This is a genomic window from Klebsiella sp. 10982 (assembly GCF_048589245.1).
GTDB classification, from domain to species: Bacteria; Pseudomonadota; Gammaproteobacteria; order Enterobacterales; family Enterobacteriaceae; genus Klebsiella; species Klebsiella quasivariicola.
Genome location: NZ_JBMAXV010000007.1, coordinates 178,215 through 196,731, shown reverse-complemented (window position 1 = coordinate 196,731; position 18,517 = coordinate 178,215). Strand labels below are relative to the sequence as shown.

At 58.0% G+C, this 18,517-nt stretch carries 17 protein-coding genes; 6 read left to right on the top strand and 11 right to left on the bottom strand.

Annotation, left to right across the window (positions count from 1 at the left end; all coding sequences use genetic code 11):
* The first annotated feature begins 50 nt into the window (after positions 1-50).
* Together yqhD and dkgA are read left to right on the top strand one after the other, a co-directional pair.
* Positions 51-1,214 carry an alcohol dehydrogenase gene (gene yqhD, locus ACKLKD_RS09135; protein WP_080924471.1) on the top strand — a complete coding sequence of 388 codons (1,164 nt, stop codon included), beginning with the start codon at positions 51-53 and terminating at the stop codon, positions 1,212-1,214.
* 144 nt (positions 1,215-1,358) lie between these two features.
* Positions 1,359-2,186: a 2,5-didehydrogluconate reductase DkgA gene (gene dkgA / locus ACKLKD_RS09130; protein WP_080897356.1), complete on the top strand. Its 828-nt coding sequence runs from the start codon at positions 1,359-1,361 to the stop codon at positions 2,184-2,186.
* 86 nt (positions 2,187-2,272) lie between these two features.
* On the opposite strand, the gene ACKLKD_RS09125 is transcribed toward dkgA, so the two are convergent.
* From ACKLKD_RS09125 to ACKLKD_RS09100, 6 genes are all read right to left on the bottom strand, one after another.
* Positions 2,273-4,546, bottom strand: coding sequence for a YgiQ family radical SAM protein (locus tag ACKLKD_RS09125; protein WP_165931764.1), 2,274 nt, complete (start codon positions 4,544-4,546; stop codon positions 2,273-2,275).
* Positions 4,547-4,579: 33 nt separating this feature from the next.
* A complete protein-coding gene (gene ftsP / locus ACKLKD_RS09120; protein ID WP_025710492.1) occupies positions 4,580-5,992 on the bottom strand; it encodes a cell division protein FtsP in 1,413 nt (470 codons plus the stop codon).
* An 83-nt stretch (positions 5,993-6,075) separates the two neighbouring features.
* Positions 6,076-6,813 (bottom strand): 1-acylglycerol-3-phosphate O-acyltransferase, encoded by a 738-nt coding sequence (gene plsC / locus ACKLKD_RS09115; RefSeq protein ID WP_025710493.1) that lies wholly within the window; start codon positions 6,811-6,813, stop codon positions 6,076-6,078.
* 191 nt (positions 6,814-7,004) lie between these two features.
* Positions 7,005-9,263: a DNA topoisomerase IV subunit A gene (gene parC / locus ACKLKD_RS09110; protein ID WP_025710494.1), complete on the bottom strand. Its 2,259-nt coding sequence runs from the start codon at positions 9,261-9,263 to the stop codon at positions 7,005-7,007.
* 121 nt (positions 9,264-9,384) lie between these two features.
* Positions 9,385-10,254 (bottom strand): AraC family transcriptional regulator, encoded by an 870-nt coding sequence (locus ACKLKD_RS09105; protein ID WP_080897354.1) that lies wholly within the window; start codon positions 10,252-10,254, stop codon positions 9,385-9,387.
* Positions 10,255-10,331: 77 nt separating this feature from the next.
* Complete coding sequence (locus ACKLKD_RS09100) at positions 10,332-10,721, bottom strand: YgiW/YdeI family stress tolerance OB fold protein (protein WP_025710496.1); 390 nt, start codon at positions 10,719-10,721, stop codon at positions 10,332-10,334.
* 149 nt (positions 10,722-10,870) lie between these two features.
* Between ACKLKD_RS09100 and qseB the strand changes: the two genes are divergently transcribed.
* The 4 genes from qseB (at position 10,871) to ACKLKD_RS09080 (ending at position 13,959) form a co-directional block, all read left to right on the top strand.
* Entirely contained in the window at positions 10,871-11,530 is a 660-nt protein-coding gene (gene qseB / locus ACKLKD_RS09095) for a quorum sensing response regulator transcription factor QseB (protein ID WP_025710497.1), read from the top strand.
* Positions 11,527-12,876: a quorum sensing histidine kinase QseC gene (gene qseC / locus ACKLKD_RS09090; protein ID WP_025710498.1), complete on the top strand. Its 1,350-nt coding sequence runs from the start codon at positions 11,527-11,529 to the stop codon at positions 12,874-12,876. The genes qseB and qseC overlap by 4 nt, the downstream gene beginning before the upstream one ends.
* A gap of 106 nt (positions 12,877-12,982) precedes the next feature.
* Complete coding sequence (locus ACKLKD_RS09085) at positions 12,983-13,564, top strand: NAD(P)H-dependent oxidoreductase (RefSeq protein ID WP_025710499.1); 582 nt, start codon at positions 12,983-12,985, stop codon at positions 13,562-13,564.
* An 80-nt stretch (positions 13,565-13,644) separates the two neighbouring features.
* Positions 13,645-13,959 carry a putative quinol monooxygenase gene (locus ACKLKD_RS09080; protein WP_025710500.1) on the top strand — a complete coding sequence of 105 codons (315 nt, stop codon included), beginning with the start codon at positions 13,645-13,647 and terminating at the stop codon, positions 13,957-13,959.
* A gap of 73 nt (positions 13,960-14,032) precedes the next feature.
* On the opposite strand, the gene parE is transcribed toward ACKLKD_RS09080, so the two are convergent.
* From parE to nudF, 5 genes are read right to left on the bottom strand one after another with little or no spacing between them, the layout of a single operon-like run.
* Entirely contained in the window at positions 14,033-15,928 is a 1,896-nt protein-coding gene (parE, locus tag ACKLKD_RS09075) for a DNA topoisomerase IV subunit B (RefSeq protein WP_025710501.1), read from the bottom strand.
* Positions 15,929-15,958: 30 nt separating this feature from the next.
* Complete coding sequence (gene yqiA, locus ACKLKD_RS09070) at positions 15,959-16,534, bottom strand: esterase YqiA (RefSeq protein ID WP_025710502.1); 576 nt, start codon at positions 16,532-16,534, stop codon at positions 15,959-15,961.
* Positions 16,534-17,361 (bottom strand): 3',5'-cyclic-AMP phosphodiesterase, encoded by an 828-nt coding sequence (cpdA, locus tag ACKLKD_RS09065; protein ID WP_025710503.1) that lies wholly within the window; start codon positions 17,359-17,361, stop codon positions 16,534-16,536. Before cpdA ends, yqiA begins: the two co-directional genes overlap by 1 nt.
* Positions 17,362-17,385: 24 nt before the next feature.
* On the bottom strand, positions 17,386-17,808 hold the full coding sequence (locus tag ACKLKD_RS09060) for a DUF1249 family protein (RefSeq protein WP_025710504.1): 423 nt from the start codon (positions 17,806-17,808) through the stop codon (positions 17,386-17,388).
* Positions 17,805-18,437, bottom strand: a complete 633-nt coding sequence (gene nudF, locus ACKLKD_RS09055; protein ID WP_025710505.1) for an ADP-ribose diphosphatase — start codon at positions 18,435-18,437, stop codon at positions 17,805-17,807. The genes ACKLKD_RS09060 and nudF overlap by 4 nt, the downstream gene beginning before the upstream one ends.
* Positions 18,438-18,517 lie beyond the last annotated feature (80 nt).

Genomic DNA, 18,517 nt, shown 5'->3' with positions numbered 1-18,517 from the left:
GCAGCGGTATCGTCCCTGTCGGCGGTTTTACTCTTTGGAGGACTCAAGCAATGAATAATTTCGACCTGCATACCCCAACCCGCATTCTGTTTGGCAAAGGCGCGATTGAAAAGCTGCGTGAACAGATCCCGGCGGAAGCCCGTGTTCTGGTGACCTACGGCGGCGGCAGCGTGAAAAAAACAGGCGTCCTGGATCAGGTACTGACCGCCCTGAATGGCCTGGATGTCCTTGAATTTGGCGGTATCGAGCCGAACCCGTCTTACGAAACCCTGATGAATGCGGTGAAACTCGCCCGCGACGAAAAGGTCACCTTCCTGCTGGCGGTCGGCGGCGGTTCGGTGCTGGATGGCACCAAGTTTATCGCTGCAGCAGCCCACTACGACGCGGATATCGATCCGTGGGAAATTCTGGAAACCTATGGCAGCAAAATTGCCAGCGCCATTCCGATGGGCTCGGTACTGACTCTGCCGGCGACCGGTTCTGAATCCAATAAAGGCGCGGTGATTTCGCGGAAAACCACCGGCGACAAACGCGCGTTCATGTCTTCGCACGTCCAGCCGCAGTTCGCAATCCTCGATCCGGTTTATACCTACACCCTGCCGCCGCGCCAGGTCGCGAACGGTGTGGTTGACGCCTTCGTCCATACCGTCGAGCAGTACGTCACCTACCCGGTGGACGGCAAAATCCAGGACCGTTTCGCCGAAGGCATTCTCCTGACGCTGATCGAGGATGGCCCGAAAGCCCTGCAGGAACCGGAGAACTATAACGTGCGCGCCAACATTATGTGGGCGGCGACGCAGGCGCTGAACGGCCTGATCGGCGCAGGCGTGCCACAGGACTGGGCGACGCATATGCTCGGCCACGAGCTGACGGCGATGCACGGCCTGGATCACGCCCAGACGCTGGCTATCGTGCTGCCGGCGCTGTGGAATGAGAAACGCGACAGCAAGCGCGCGAAGCTGCTGCAGTATGCCGAGCGCGTGTGGAATATTACCGAAGGTTCGGAAGACCAGCGCATCGATGCCGCCATCGCCGCAACGCGTCAGTTCTTCGAGCAGATGGGCGTGCCGACCCGTCTTTCCGATTACGGTCTCGACGGCAGCTCTATCCCGGCGCTGCTGGCGAAACTGGAAGAGCACGGCATGACCAAACTGGGCGAACATCAGGATATCACGCTGGACGTCAGCCGCCGTATCTACGAGGCAGCCCGCTAATTTATCCCGTCTGATTCACCTCTCCTTACGTTAAACAAACGTCAGGGAGAGGTGTTTTTACTACCGTTTTTAGCTATTTCGTCCAGACTTAATGCTACCCCTCGGCGGATTCTACCCCGCCGAGTTCATTAACAGGAGGAAGGCATGACACATCCAACCGTTATAAAACTACACGACGGCAACCTGATGCCGCAGCTGGGTCTCGGCGTGTGGAAAGCTGGCAACGAGGAAGTCGTCTCCGCCATTCATAAGGCGCTGGAAGTCGGTTATCGCTCTTTTGACACCGCCGCCGCGTACCAAAATGAGACCGGCGTCGGCAACGCGCTGCACAGTGCAGGCGTCAATCGCGATGAGCTGTTCATTACCACCAAGCTGTGGAACGACGATCAAAAACGGCCGCACGAGGCGCTGAAAGAGAGTCTCAGCAAGCTGAAGCTCGACTATGTGGATCTCTACTTAATCCACTGGCCGGTGCCGGCAATCGGCCATTACGTCGACGCCTGGCAGGCGTTGATCGAGCTGCAGCAGCAGGGGCTGACCAAAAGCATCGGTGTGTGCAACTTCCAGGTCCCACATCTGCAGAAGCTGATTGATGAAACCGGCGTCGCCCCGGTGATCAACCAGATTGAGCTCCATCCACTTATGCAGCAGCGTCAACTGCACGCCTGGAACGCGACACACAAGATCCAGACCGAATCCTGGAGCCCGCTGGCCCAGGGCGGCGAAGGCGTCTTCGATCAGAAAGTCATCCACCAGCTCGCCGATAAGTACGGCAAAACGCCGGCGCAAATCGTCATCCGCTGGCATCTTGATAGCGGTCTGGTGGTGATCCCGAAATCCGTGACGCCATCGCGTATCGCCGAGAACTTTGACGTCTGGGACTTCCGTCTCGACAAAGATGAGCTGGGAGCGATCGCGAAGCTGGATCAGGGTAAACGGCTCGGCCCTGACCCGGATCAGTTTGGCGGGTAATACGTAAAAAAACCGGACAGCGCTGACGCGCGTCCGGCTCTCCAACTGGCCCGGGCAGCAAAGCGCTACCGGGCACAACGTCAGGCTTAACGCCCGGCGACTTTACCGCGTTTGACCGGTTTTTTCGCCGTCGCTTCACCGTTAGAACGCTGATGCACAATCGGTGTGTGCTTGGTCAGCGCCGGGCGGGTATGACGATTCTGGCGACGCGCTTCGCGCATTTCGTCCAGGGTTGGCGCTGGCACCAGGCAGTTGCGACGGGAGCCAATCAGGTGCTTCTTGCCCATCGCCTCCAGCGCCTGACGGATCAGCGGCCAGTTTGCCGGATCGTGGTAACGCAGCAGCGCTTTATGCAGACGGCGCTGTTTATCACCCTTCGGCACCACTACCTCTTCGCTCTTATAACCGATTTTACCCAGCGGGTTCTTGCCGGTGTAATACATCGTAGTCGAGTTCGCCAGCGGCGACGGATAGAAGTTCTGCACCTGGTCGAGACGGAAGCGATGTTTCTTCAGCCACAGCGCCAGGTTCACCATATCCTCATCACGAGTTCCCGGGTGGGCGGAAATAAAGTACGGGATCAGATACTGCTCTTTACCTGCCTGCTTCGAATAGGTATCAAACAGCTCTTTAAAGCGGTCGTAGCTGCCCATGCCCGGCTTCATCATCTTCGACAGCGGCCCCTCTTCGGTATGCTCCGGGGCGATTTTCAGATAGCCACCGACGTGATGGGTTGCCAGCTCTTTGATATAGCGCGGATCTTCAACCGCGATGTCATAGCGTACCCCGGAGGCAATAAGGATTTTCTTGATGCCTTTCAACTCACGGGCGCGGCGATAAAGATTGATCGTCGGCTCATGGTTGGTATCCATGTGCGGGCAAATATCCGGGTAGACGCAGGAGAGACGGCGGCAGGTCTGTTCGGCGCGCGGCGATTTACAGCGCAGCATATACATGTTGGCCGTTGGCCCACCGAGATCGGAGATCACCCCGGTAAAGCCGGGCACCGTGTCGCGAATGGCTTCGATCTCATTGATGATCGAATCCTCAGAACGGCTCTGAATAATGCGTCCTTCGTGTTCGGTGATCGAGCAGAACGAACAGCCGCCGAAGCAGCCGCGCATGATGTTGATCGAGAAACGGATCATCTCATACGCCGGGATACGCGCATCGCCATAAGAAGGGTGCGGCACACGCTTGTACGGCAGGGCGAAGACGCTGTCCATCTCTTCGGTAGAGAGCGGGATCGCCGGCGGGTTGATCCAGATATAGCGCTCGCCATGCTTTTGCATCAGCGCCCGGGCGCAGCCAGGGTTGGTTTCGTGGTGCAAAATGCGCGAGGCGTGAGCATACAGGACCTTATCGCCTTTCACCTTCTCAAAGGAGGGCAGCAGTACATAGGTTTTTTCCCACGGTTTGGGCCGCGGCGGTTGCACGGTGATGCTTTTCGCTTCCTGCTTTTTCGGCGCAACAGGTTTGTTGTCTGCACACGGCAGGTCTTCACCATACGGATGCGGGATCGGATCGATTTTGCCCGGGGTATCCAGACGGGTGGAATCCACGCCGCTCCAGCCCGGCAGCGCCTCTTTCACCATGATGGCGGTATTGCGCACATCGCGGATCTGGTCAATGGTTTCGCCCATCGCCAGACGATGCGCCACCTCCACCAGCGGGCGCTCACCGTTGCCGAACATCAGCATATCGGCCTTGGAATCCACCAGCACCGAGCGGCGCACAGTGTCGGACCAGTAATCATAGTGGGCGGTACGGCGCAGGCTGGCTTCGATGCCGCCGAGGATCACCGGCACATCTTTCCACGCCTCTTTACAGCGCTGGGTGTAGACCAGAGTAGCGCGGTCCGGGCGTTTGCCCGCCACGTTACCCGCCGTATAGGCATCGTCATGACGCAGCTTACGGTCGGCGGTGTAGCGGTTGATCATCGAGTCCATGTTGCCGGCGGTCACGCCGAAGAACAGATTTGGTTTGCCCAGCCGCATGAAATCGTCTTTGGTGTTCCAGTCTGGCTGGGAGATGATCCCTACCCGGAAACCCTGCGCTTCCAGCATGCGGCCGCAGATAGCCATCCCGAAGCTCGGGTGGTCGACGTAAGCGTCGCCCGTCACCAGAATAATGTCGCAGCTATCCCAGCCAAGTTGATCCATCTCTTCACGCGACATCGGTAAAAATGGCGCAGGGCCAAAACAGGCAGCCCAGTATTGCGGCCAGGAAAAAAGGTCACGATCCGGTTGGATCAGGGATATAGCGCTCATATTGCTTCCGGGGAAAATGATAAAAAAATAACCAAAAGGGCGTGGATTATAAGCCGGAATGATAGTGGAAATGAAGGAGGATTTTCTCAAACCCTGACCGTATTCCGGCCAGGGCTGCAGAGATTACGGCGCGGGATTCACCAGCATCTGGCCAATCGAGCCGCGATCGGCCAGCTCCAGGGTCTGGCTCAGATACTGGAACGGGAAGTGTGGCCACGACGGCTGGGCATAGTAGACCAGCAGCTCAACCTGCCCGTCGACCCACACGGTGTCCTTCCAGCCCCGGTCTTCCGGGAAAGGCATCGAGCCATTGACGTTCCGGATCTGGAACATCACTCCTTCAATATGAAACGACTGCGGGCGGTCGGCGCGCACCGTCCAGCGCTCCCAGGTTCCCTGCTGCGCCGTGATATCGATACGCTGCGGATCCCACAGCTGGCCGTTGATGCCAGGATCGTCACCGAGGGTGATATCCCGGCTGCGGATTGGCGTGCCGGAGAGCAGCTCGGTCGGCAGCAGACGCACCGGCAGACTGTCAGTGACCAGCGGCAGCAGCCCGGTCGGGCGCAGGGTCAACACCAGCGTGGAGACCAGAATACTTGACGGTTCAAAAAAGCCGCGGATACGGTCGACAATGCTCGCCGCTTCGCCGCAGGTAATGGATACTTCATCGCCGTTGGTCATATCGACCAGAATTTCACGCCGTTCCCCTGGGGCCAGCGACAGCTGCTTGAGCGAAACCGGCGCCGGCAGGAACCCCTGGTCGCCGGAAATCACATGCAGCAGTCGGCCATCGCTCATCTGCAGCTGATAGCGCCGGGAGTTGGAGGCGTTCAGCAGGCGCAGGCGCACCCAGCCGCGCGACACTTCGACATACGGGCTCTGCACGCCGTTAACCAGCAGCGTATCGCCCACAAAGCCGCCGCTTCCTGGTTCGCTATACTCCGGCGTGCCGAAGTTATCCAGCCGTTTATCCTGAATAATCACCGGGAAGTCATCAACGCCGTAGTGGTTAGGGATCGGCAGATTCTTGCTGACCTCATCTTCCACCAGCCACATGCCCGCCAGGCCGTTGTAAACCTGTTTCGCCATTCGGTTTGGCGTATTGGCCTGATACCACAGCGTCGCCGCACTCTGGCGGATAGGCAGCACCGGCGCCCAGTCGGCATTCGGCGACATCATACGCGCCGCGCCGCCGATCAGCGGGCCAGGTACCTGCAGGCCGCGGATGGTCATCGCCACGTTCTCAGTCAGGCGGTTGCTGTAGATAAGCTTAACGTCATCCCCGTTCCAGACGCGGATCGTCGGCCCCATATAGCGGCCATTGATCCCCCAGACGGGAGCACGGGTGCCGGGGGTAAATGACCAATGCGAACGCTGCAGCGTCAGAAACAGCGGCTGGCCGCGACGGGATTCCAGCAACGGCGGAACCGGCAGCGCAGGCTGCTGGCCGGCGGCATGGGCCTTCAGCGGCGCGGCGCCAGCGCACAGCGCTACGCCGGAAGCCTTAATAAACTGACGCCGACTGAGTGACATATTAACTCCATGACATACTGACAAATGAAAAAGGGAATTCGTTTCCCGCCAGCAATACGCACGCGTTGGCGGCGTTTCCTGTCTTATTGCTTGCCGGCCGCTTCGCGCTCAGCCACTTCGTTGTCCAGCTCAGCAATTTTGGCGGCCATCAGCTCGCGACAATGCGTCGCCAGCGCGCGCACGTTGTCTTTACCGAACTGAGTGGTATCCACCGGCGGCAGCATTTCCACGATCACCAGACCGTTATTCCAGCGATTGAGCTTTATTTTATTCGATGTATTCGAGACACACACCGGAATAATGGGTACCCCGGCGGCAATCGCCGCGTGGAAGGCGCCGGTTTTAAACGGCAGCAGGCCGCGGCCACGGCTGCGGGTCCCTTCCGGGAACATCCAGAACGAAATTTTACGCTTTTTAAAGGCGTTGACGACCTCGGCAATGGTGCCGTGCGCTTTGGTTCGGTTATTACGGTCAATCAGCAGATTACCGGTCAGCCAGTACAGTTGGCCAAAGAACGGGATCCACAGCAGGCTCTTTTTACCCACGGTGACCGTCGGGGCCTGCACGATATTCGACGCCGTCACCATATCATAGTTGTTCTGGTGGTTAGCGATGTAGATCGCGTTGCCATAGCTTTCCGCGTCAGCAGGTTTGCGTAGCTCCACCTTGAGACCAAATACCGGAGACAGGCGGCCAAACAGATGGCCGAAAGTGGCAACGTGTTTTGGATTACGCGGGCTGAACAAGCAGTACAGACAGCCAAGTATGCACACCACGATGCAATAAATGACCACAAAAATTACTCGAAAAATGAATAGCATAGCTACCTCTAAAACCCAAACCGCTTAGAATTATTCGCTGCTGGCAGAAGGCAGGCTCACGAGTTCTGCGCAGGCCGGGACCGTTCTTCCTGGGTCCCTGATGATGGACATTGTTAATCGCAACGCCTGAATAAACAACGATTTTGCGGCATTTTTTCGCCTCCTCCCGTCAAAGACGGGAGGAGAGGCGTTTACTCTTCGCTATCGCCCGCCGAGGCACGGCGCGGCGAGTCGATTTCTACACGGTCGATCTTCTGCAGCCCACGCATCAGCGAACCGCGGCGGCCGCGCTCGCCGGTAACTTTTTGCAGCTCTTCCGGACGCAGTTTGATCTTCCGTTTGCCGACGTGAATGGTCAGCGTACTCTGCGGCGGCAGAACGAACAGATGTGCCAGACCGTCCTGACCTGCGGCAGCCTCCGCCGCAGGAATGTTGATGATTTTGTTGCCCTTGCCCTTCGACAGCTGCGGCAGATCGCTGACCGGGAACATCAGCATCCGCCCGGCGGCGGTGATGGCCAGCAGCATATCGGACTCGTCCTCAATCACCAGCGGCGGCATCACGTGGGCGTTGTCAGGCAGGGTGATCAGCGCTTTACCGGCACGGTTGCGCGCCACCAGATCGTTGAAGGTGCAGACAAAACCGTAGCCGGCATCGGAGGCCATCAGCAGTTTCTGATCGTCGCCTTCCATCAGCATATGTTCGACGGTCGCGCCCGGTGGCAGCGTTAGCTTACCGGTCAGCGGCTCACCCTGGCCACGCGCAGAAGGCAGGGTAATCGGATCGATGGCATAGCTGCGCCCGGTGGTATCGATAAACACCACCGGCTGGTTGCTCTTGCCTTTCGCCGAGGCCTTCCAGCTGTCGCCGGCTTTATAGCTCAAGCCCTGGGCGTCAATGTCGTGCCCTTTGGCGCTGCGCACCCAGCCCATCTGCGACAGAACGATAGTCACCGGCTCGGACGGCAGCATGTCATGCTCGCTCATCGCTTTCGCTTCTTCACGTTCGTGAAGCGGCGAACGGCGATCGTCGCCGAAGGCATCGGCATCGGCCTGTAGCTCTTTCTTCAGCAGGTTGTTCATCTTACGTTCAGACGCCAGAATCGCCTGCAGCTGATCGCGCTCTTTTTCCAGTTCGCTCTGCTCGCCGCGGATCTTCATCTCTTCCAGTTTGGCGAGGTGGCGCAGCTTTAATTCCAGAATCGCTTCCGCCTGGGTTTCGCTGATGCCAAAACGCGACATCAGGGCCGGCTTCGGTTCATCTTCGGTGCGGATGATCTCGATCACTTCATCGATATTGAGAAACGCCACCAGCAAACCTTCGAGGATATGCAGGCGCTTCAGCACTTTCTCTAACCGATGATTCAGACGGCGACGCACGGTATCGCGACGGAACACCAGCCACTCGCTGAGGATCTCCAGCAGGTTTTTCACCGCCGGGCGTCCGTCGAGGCCGATCATATTGAGGTTGATGCGGTAGCTCTTCTCCAGATCGGTGGTGGCAAACAGGTGGTTCATCACCTGCTCCATATCCACCCGGTTGGAGCGCGGGACAATCACCAGACGGGTCGGATTTTCGTGATCCGATTCGTCGCGCAGATCGTCAACCATCGGCAGCTTTTTATTGCGCATCTGCGCCGCAATCTGCTCCAGCACTTTGGCGCCGGAGACCTGATGCGGCAGCGCGCTGATCACCACCGCGCCGTCCTCTTTACTCCACACCGCGCGCATGCGTACTGAGCCGCGCCCGTTCTGGTAGATTTTGCGAATTTCCGCCCGCGAGGTGATGATCTCCGCCTCTGTCGGGAAATCGGGCCCTTGCACAATATCCAGCAGCTCGTCGAGTGTGGTTTTCGGCTGTTCAATCAGCGTAATCGCCGCTTTGGCCACTTCACGCAGGTTGTGCGGTGGAATATCGGTCGCCATGCCCACCGCGATGCCGGTGGTGCCGTTGAGCAGAATGTTTGGCAGGCGCGCCGGCAGCATTTTCGGCTCCTGCAGCGTGCCGTCAAAGTTTGGCACCCAGTCGACCGTCCCCTGTCCCAGCTCGCTAAGCAATAGCTCGGCATACTTTGACAGACGGGATTCGGTGTAACGCATGGCGGCGAAGGATTTCGGATCGTCCGGCGCCCCCCAGTTCCCCTGGCCATCCACCAGCGGATAGCGGTAAGAGAACGGCTGCGCCATCAGCACCATCGCTTCATAGCAGGCGCTGTCGCCGTGCGGGTGATATTTACCCAACACGTCGCCGACGGTACGGGCGGACTTTTTGAATTTGGCGCTGGCGTTCAGCCCCAGCTCGGACATCGCATAGACGATGCGACGCTGGACCGGTTTTAAGCCATCGCCAATAAACGGTAATGCCCTGTCCATGATCACGTACATGGAGTAGTTCAGGTAAGCATTTTCCGTAAATTCATGCAGCGCAAGGCGCTCTGCCATATCGCTCATTAATCGTGGATCCTCAATCTGGGTACCGACCGTTCGGACGGCAAAACTACCCGCGATAATACCCGATCTCACGCCCTGAGTCACAGGGCGTGAGATCGGCTGAGGATTCCATCACGCTTAATCAGGCCAGCGGCAGATAAATATCGGTTTGCAGTTCATGCTCAGCCACCTCATGGACAAAATTGAGGTAACGGAAGTACACCGGAAAATCCCGTAACGTCTCGCCTGAGGTGGGTAGCCAGTCGCGATAGAGAAACCAGACGCTCTGCGCCAGGGTGTCCAGCGAGCCGTGATGGCGCACGACGGCGCAGCGTCCGCCGGGGATTTCGCCGTTAATCACGCCAAAGGCGTTTTCACCGACCGGCCGCTCGACCGTGCCGCAGATATCAAAACGAAATGCCTCCTGCGGGGTGGTCTGCGGATCGTCCCAGGCGATCCCCCAGGTATCGCGGGTGGCGACGGGCGATAATCCACTCGTCTTACGCCAGGCAATAAAACGCGCGGCGGTGGCGTTGACAAGGTCCGGGCTGCCGCGATGTTGCAGTACGGCTACCCGGGTGGTGGGGAAGGAAATGATATTGACGTCCATCGACGTTTGCTCCTGTAGCGTATGTTTCGGTACGCGTCGATGCCACTCGGCCCAGTCCGGTTGCTGCCGGAACTGGGTCGGGCTTTGGTCAAACGCGGTACGGAAGGCACGGCTGAACGACTCCGCATTCTGAAACCCGGCATCAAGGGCAATGTCGATGACTTTATCGCGGGGGTTGAACGCCAGGCGCCAACAGGCGCGTCGCAGACGCAACCACTGGATGTACCGGTACAATGGAATGCCGGTATAAGCGCTAAATTGCCGGTGAAAATGGTAAGGCGAACTGTGCGCTATCGCGCTCAGCGCCTCCAGCGACAGCGGCTCATCAAGATGGCGCGCAATGTACCTACAGACACGCTGGAAGCGCCCGACATACGCCGGGCTGGCCTTAATATCGTTCATCGTCTCCTCCTCGCGACCTACTCTGACAGAGCGAGGATAGCGATTCCTGACCGATCTTGCGCTTCTCGTCGCTGGCCTTATGGCGTGATTTTACGGATCTGTTTAACGTCGATTTCCACCGAGTTCCAGTCCTTATCGACCTCCCCCTGAATTTCGACCGTGTCTTGCGGGCCGACGGTCACGCCGTTCCAGCGCTTGTGGTCGATATCGACATTGATGACCCCGGAAGCATCCTGGAACTTATAGAGATCGTCAGAAACGCGCTCGGTGATCTTGCCGCGCAGGGTCACCCAGGTATCGTCCCGCAGCGATTTGGCATTAGTGACGGTGGTGACCGCGCCGCTTGGGCCGGTAAATCCGCCCCCTTGAGTGGTCGAAGAAGGACCGGTGAATCCGCCCTGTCCGGCAGCCAGTACCGGCATAGAAACCAGGGCAACGATCGCGGTCATCGCAGCAATTTTTTTCATCTTATATTCTCCCTTCGTGTTGATATGGATCCTATTACGCCCGACAAAACTTAACGACTTCTTAAGCGGAAAAAAGAAATTTTAATGCTGTACATCACCCGCTTCAACGCGGTTTACTGCGCAAGGAAACAGGATCGTTGGAGGGAAACATGCGCATATTACTGGTGGAAGATGACAAGCTGATCGGCGACGGCATCAAGGTCGGGCTGAGCAAAATGGGCTTTAGCATTGACTGGTTTACCGCCGGGCTGGAGGGCAAGAACGCCCTGTACAGCGCCCCCTACGACGCCGCAATCCTCGACCTCACCCTTCCCGGCATCGATGGCCTCGATATTCTGCGCGAATGGCGCGACAAAGGCCGCCATGAGCCGGTACTGATCCTCACCGCCCGCGATGCCCTTAACCAGAGAGTGGAGGGCCTGCGCCTGGGCGCAGATGACTACCTGTGCAAACCTTTCGCCCTGATTGAGGTGGCGGCGCGCCTCGAAGCGTTGATCCGCCGCGCGCACGGCCAGAGCAGCAGTGAGCTGCGCCACGGCAAGGTGAGCCTCGACCCGAACCGTTTAACCGCCAGCCTCGACGGTGAAAGCCTGACGCTGAAGCCGAAGGAGTTCGCCCTGCTGGAGCTGCTGCTGCGTAACGCCGGTCGCGTACTGCCGCGCAAGCTTATCGAAGAAAAGCTCTACACCTGGGACGACGAGGTCTCCAGCAACGCCGTGGAAGTTCACGTCCATCATCTGCGCCGCAAGCTCGGGAGTGACTTTATCCGCACCGTCCACGGCATCGGCTATACCCTGGGTGACGCATGAAACGACTTGCCCGCCTGAGCCTGCGCGTCCGTCTGACGCTGCTGTTTGCTGTGCTCACCGCGGCCGCCTGGGGCATCGCCAGCGTGATCGCCTGGCAGCAAACCAGCAAAAAGCTGGATAAGCTGTTTGATACCCAGCAACTTCTGTTCGCCCGCCGCCTGAGCGCCATGCATTTCGATGAGTTGCGCGCCCCGCCCGCCTCGACGGGTGAAAAGAAAAAGGTGCGGCATGGACACATCGACGACGACGCGCTGGCGTTCGCCATCTTCACTCGCGACGGCACCATGGTGCTTAACGATGGTGAGAACGGAGAGGATATTCAGTGGAACTCGCAGCGCGAGGGGTTCAGCAATGGCTACCTGCGCGGCGATGATGACGAGTGGCGCTTCCTGTGGTTAACCACCGCCGATGGTCGTCATCGCATCGCCGTCGGACAGGAGTGGGATTATCGGCGCGAAATGGCAATGGATATCGTCACCTCACAGCTCACCCCGTGGATGATCGCCCTGCCGCTGATGTTCGTGCTGCTTATTGTGCTATTAAGCCGCGAACTGGCGCCGTTGAAAAATCTGGCGCGTACGCTGCGCCTGCGCGCCCCGGATTCGGCGGAATCGCTCAGCGTAGAGAAAATTCCCTCCGAAGTTCGCCCGCTGGTTGACGCACTGAACCAGCTGTTCCAGCGCACCCATGACGCCATGCTGCGCGAGCGTCGGTTTACCTCGGATGCCGCCCATGAGTTACGCAGCCCGCTGGCGGCGCTGAAGGTGCAGACTGAAGTCGCCCAGCTCTCTATGGACGATGCAGAAGGACGTGAGAAAGCGCTGGCCCAGCTTCACCAGGGGATCGATCGCGCCACCCGGCTGGTGGATCAACTGCTGACGCTGTCGCGGCTGGACTCTCTCGCCCAGCTGGACGACGTGCAGAAGATCGCGCTTGATGATCTGTTACAGTCAGCGGTGATGGAAATGTACCACCCGGCACAGCAATCCGGCATTGAGCTACGCCTGCATCTCAATGCCAGCAATATCGCCCGCACCGGCCAGCCGCTGCTGCTCAGTCTGCTGGTGCGCAACCTGCTGGATAACGCGGTGCGCTATAGCCCGCGCGGCAGTCAGGTCGATATCACGCTCAACGCCCGAGAGTTTCGGGTGCGCGATAACGGCCCTGGCATCAGCCCGCAGGCGCTGGCGCGCATTGGCGAGCGTTTTTACCGGCCGCCAGGGCAGGATGTGCCGGGCAGCGGCCTGGGCTTGTCAATCGTCCGGCGCATCGCCTCGCTGCACGGCATGCAGGTTGAATTTGCTAACGCGCGCGACGGCGGCTTCGAAGCTCGCGTGTACTGGTAGCGAGATTATTGCTCATTTGGCAAAAGACTTTGCACATTTTGCTTATTTTACTGCCCCGCTTCGCGGGGTAAGATCGTCGGCAAATTTTCATGATTGAGGACAAATGATGAGCAACATTCTGATTATTAATGGGGCGAAAAAGTTCGCTCACTCGAATGGCCAGTTGAACGACACCCTGACCGAGGTCGCGGAGAGTTATCTGCGCGACGCCGGACACGATGTTAAAAGCGTTCGCGCCGAAAGCGAGTACGACGTAAAAGAAGAAGTGCAGAATTTCCTGTGGGCCGATGTGGTGATCTGGCAGATGCCTGGCTGGTGGATGGGCGCTCCGTGGACGGTGAAGAAATATATGGATGATGTCTTTACCGAAGGCCACGGCTCGCTGTACGCCAGCGACGGCCGTACCCGCTCTGATGCCAGCAAAAAATATGGCTCCGGCGGCCTGGTGCAGGGGAAAAAATATATGCTTTCCCTGACCTGGAACGCGCCCATGGAAGCCTTCACTGACAAAGAACAGTTCTTCCACGGCGTCGGCGTTGACGGCGTTTACCTGCCGTTCCATAAAGCCAATCAGTTCCTCGGCATGGAGGCGTTGCCGACCTTTATCGCCAACGATGTGATTAAAATGCCTGATGTGCCACGGTATATCGCAGAATATCGCAAGCATCTCGCGGAAATTTTTGGTTAACTAGGGGCCTAGCTCTACATATTTCGAGTTATTCGAACCTGGAGTATGACGAGATCCACACAGAAGGAGTTGAGTTAACCATGTTAACAGTGATTGCCGAAATCCGTACCCGCCCAGGCCAGCACCACCGCCAGGCGGTTCTCGATCAGTTCGCGAAAATTATCCCGACCGTTTTGCAAGAGGCCGGCTGCCATGGCTATGCCCCGCTGGTGGATCATGCCGCCGGCGTCAGCTTCCAGACCACGGCGCCCGACTCCATCGTCATGGTGGAGCAGTGGGAAAGCGTCGCGCATCTTGAAGCGCACCTGCAGACGCCGCACATGAAAGCCTGGTCGGAAGCGGTCAAAGGCGATGTGCTGGAGACCACCATCCGTATCCTGCAGCCTGGCGTGTAAGCCCGCCAACTCAGTAATGAAATAAGAAAAGGGAGCCTCAGGCTCCCTTTTACGTTTGGCGCAGCGTACAGACTTACACGTCCAGATCCGCCATATCGCCCTTCTCCTGCAGCCAGTTACGACGGTCTTCGGAACGCTTCTTGGCCAGCAGCATATCCATCATCGCCGTGGTCTGCTGTTCATCTTCATCGCTGATCACCAGCTGCACCAGGCGGCGGGTATTCGGGTCAAGGGTCGTTTCCCGCAGTTGCATCGGGTTCATCTCACCCAGCCCTTTAAAGCGCTGGACGTTCGGCTTGCCTTTCTTACGTTTTAACTGCTCCAGCACGCCGGTTTTTTCTTCTTCCGTCAGCGCGTAGTAGACCTCTTTACCAAGGTCGATACGGTACAGCGGCGGCAGCGCCACGTAGACATGCCCCTCCTTCACCAAGGTACGGAAATGTCTCACGAACAGCGCGCACAGCAGGGTGGCAATGTGCAAGCCATCGGAGTCGGCATCCGCCAGAATACAAATTTTGCCGTAGCGCAGCTGGCTTAAGTCATCGCTATCCGGATCGATACCAATCGCCACTGAAATGTCGTGCACTTCTTGCGAAGCCAGCACTTCATCGGACGAGACTTCCCAGGTATTAAGGATCTTGCCTTTCAGCGGCATGATTGCCTGATATTCACGGTCGCGCGCCTGTTTCGCCGACCCACCCGCCGAGTCCCCTTCGACGAGGAACAGTTCGGTGCGATTCAGGTCCTGGGCGGTACAGTCTGCCAGCTTACCCGGCAGCGCCGGACCGCTGGTCAGCTTTTTACGTACCACTTTTTTGGCGGCGCGCAGACGGCGCTGGGCGCTGGAAATAGCCATTTCAGCCAGCAGCTCCGCAGCCTGTACGTTCTGGTTCAGCCACAGGCTGAAGGCATCTTTCACCACGCCGGAGACGAACGCCGCGCACTGGCGCGACGACAGGCGTTCTTTGGTCTGTCCGGCGAACTGCGGATCCTGCATTTTCACCGACAGCACGTAGGCGCAGCGATCCCAGATATCTTCCGCTGACAGCTTCACGCCGCGCGGCAGAATATTGCGGTACTCGCAGAACTCACGCATCGCGTCCAGCAGCCCCTGGCGCAGGCCGTTGACGTGCGTCCCGCCCTGCATAGTCGGGATCAGGTTGACGTAGCTTTCGGTCAGCAGTTCACCGCCTTCCGGCAGCCACAGCAGCGCCCAGTCCACCGCCTCCGTCTCGCCGGAGAAAGTGCCGACAAACGGTTTTTCCGGCAGCAGCGGCAGGCCGTTTACCGCTTCGCTCAGGTAGTCGTTAAGGCCATCGGCATAGCACCAGCTCTGCTCGCTGTTGTTAACCTGGTCGCGAAACACAATTTCCACGCCCGGGCACAGCACCGCTTTCGCTTTTAACAGGTGGGTCAAACGCGAAACGGAGAAGCGCGGACTGTCGAAGAAGCTTTCGTCCGGCCAGAAATGGACGCTGGTCCCGGTGTTGCGTTTACCGCAGGTACCGGTGACGTGCAGGTCTTCTACTTTCTCACCATTTTCAAAGGCAATGCTGTAGACCTGACCGTCGCGACGAACATTCACCTCTACGCGTTTTGACAGGGCGTTGACCACCGAGATCCCGACCCCGTGCAGGCCGCCGGAAAACTGGTAGTTTTTGTTGGAAAACTTACCGCCCGCGTGCAGTCGGCAGAGGATCAGCTCAACCGCCGGCACCCCTTCTTCCGGGTGGATGTCGACCGGCATCCCGCGCCCGTCGTCAATGACTTCAAGGGACTGGTCGGCATGAAGGATAACTTCCACGCGTTTGGCGTGGCCTGCCAGCGCTTCATCCACACTGTTATCAATAACTTCCTGACCAAGATGGTTAGGACGCGTGGTGTCGGTATACATGCCCGGACGGCGGCGCACCGGCTCAAGTCCGGTGAGTACCTCAATGGCATCAGCGTTATATGAAGATTGCGTCATGGTGTGTATTCGTAGGTCGTTCAGGGCCGTTTAGTGCAGGCCGAGAAATTCGATAATCTGAGTGAAATGATCGTCAAAGCCGACAAATGCGTGATTACCGCCCTCCTCCACCGTCTGCCGGCAGGAGGCGTAGTAATGAACGGCCTGGCGGTAATCAAGCACTTCATCCCCGGTCTGCTGCAGCAGCCAGAGTAAATCTGGCGCTTCGAGCGGGTCGATTTGCATGACTTTGAGATCGTAAATATGGCGAGACTCTAGCACATATTGCTGCCCGGTGTATGGATTCTCATTGTGGCCGAGAAAATTGTTCAGCAGCTCAAACGGCCGCACTGCCGGGTTAACCACCACCGCCGGCAGCATAAAGCACTGCGACAGCCAGGTCGCGTAGTAGCCGCCCAGCGACGACCCAACGACCCCCAGCGGTTCGCCGCCGTGCTCCAGCACGATGGATTCCAGCAACTCCGCCGTTTCCGCCGGATAGGGCGGCAGCTCCGGCACCACCATGGTGATATCAGGATAGTGCTGCGCCAGCCAGGTCTTTAACGCCATCGCCTTCGCCGAGCGCGGAGAGCTGTTAAAGCCGTGCAGATAAAGGAGCGTCGCCATCAGTAGCCTTCTGAAGCAATATCCGGATGAAACTCGGCGCCTTCCAGCCGGCACACTTCGGTGGTCAGCGTCCCGTCAGGATGCAGCTCCAGCCAGCGCCAGCCCGGTGAAACCGTATCAAGGGTGAAGTTGGCGCAGTGCGGTTTGAACTGCACGCAGGTCGACGGCGTCGCCATCATGCGCCGGCCATTCCAGTCCAGGTCAAGCTCCTGATGAATATGGCCGCACAGCAGATGCTTCACCCGCGGCCAGGCACTCAGCGCGCTGTCCAGCGCACCGGCGTTGCGCAGACTGTGTTGATCCAGCCAGCTGCAGCCGGCCGGCAGCGGATGGTGATGTAACAGAAGTAAGGTATAGCGCTCCGGCGCTTCCGCCAGCTTGTGTTCAAGCCACTCCAGCTGGAAGTCGCTCAGCTCGCCATGGGGAACGCCAAACACCTGGCTGTCCAGCAGCAGGATCTGCCAGTGATCGCCGAGAAATACACGCTTGGCGGGCGAAATACCCGACTCCTGCAGCGTGCTGTACATCGCCGGCTGGAAATCATGGTTGCCTGGTAGCCAGACGCAGGGTGCAGCAAAACTCGCGATACCCTCAGCAAAATGCTGATAGGCCGCGGAGGAGTGGTCCTGCGCCAGATCGCCTGTTGCGACAATTAAATCGCATGGACGCTGTGAGGCATGAATGGCCGACAGTACAGCCTGATAACTTTCCCAGGTATTGATGCCTAACAACGTTTCATGTTTTTCAGCAAACAGGTGAGTATCAGTAATTTGTAAGATCCTGACTCTGGCCTCACCAGCCAGAGGTAGGTTTAACAGGCTTTCCAAATGGTGTCCTTAGGTTTAACGACGCTAACAAACCGGAATCGCCATCGCTCCATGTGCTAAACAGTAACGCAGCCAGTCGGCCAGAAACTGATTAATTTGATGCTTTTCGTCGCGTTGATGCAACTTTTTATTAGGATAATCATACCGCGCTTTGAAGCGAAAGATCTGCTGACTCGAACACACTTCGGCCACCATGGCGTCATGGTAGAGGCGTACGGTCATCGACGGCAGGCTCCAGTAGCTCACCGCTGGCAGAGTCTGCTCTATCGCCACCAGAGTAGTGTAGCGGGTTGATTCAATTATCGTTAATCGATATTGCGCGCTTCCCACCTGATAGCTCACCTTCTCACCCGCTGCATCCGTTCGCGGCAACAGGCGGCGCAACTGCGCGAAATTGGTCTCGCACAGGCGCATCATCTCAGGGAAGTCAGGTGTATAACGCTTCATTTTGTCCACTCGTTTCGTAAATTGTGATAATGCAATTGCAGCCATTGCAAGGCGATGACAGAGGCTGCGTTGTCGATTTTGCCCTCTTCTACCCACTGGTAAGCCTGCTCCCGGCTCACCACATGCACCCGAATATCCTCGTTTTCCTCGGCCAGGCCGTGAATGCCTTTCGCCGTGGATGCATCAACTTCTCCCACCAGGATCGATAACCGTTCGCTGGTGCCGCCAGGACTGGCCAGATAGCTTAATATTGGTTTCGTCCGCCCGACTTCAAGCCCGGCCTCCTCCAGCGCTTCCCGACGGGCGACATCCTCTACCGTTTCACCCTCTTCAATCATGCCGGCGACCATTTCGAGCAGCCACGGGCTCTCGCTGGTATCATAGGCGGCGATACGGATTTGTTCGACGAGCACCACTTCGTCGCGCACCGGGTCAAAGGGTAGCAAGACGGCGGCATGGCCGCGCTCAAAAATTTCGCGGGTGATTTCGCCGCTCATGCCGCCGTTAAACAGGCGGTGGCGAAAACGGTATAAATCGAGCGAAAAAAAACCACGATATAGCGTTTCGCGTGCAATAATTTCTACATCATTTTTGGAGAAGGTAATTCCCTGCTGCGTGGGTTTGCTCATTGTCATGTCCTGCGAATCCGAAATTAGGGATTTCCAAACCGTTTGGCTACCGTTTTACGGTCCGTATGTTAGATTGGTGC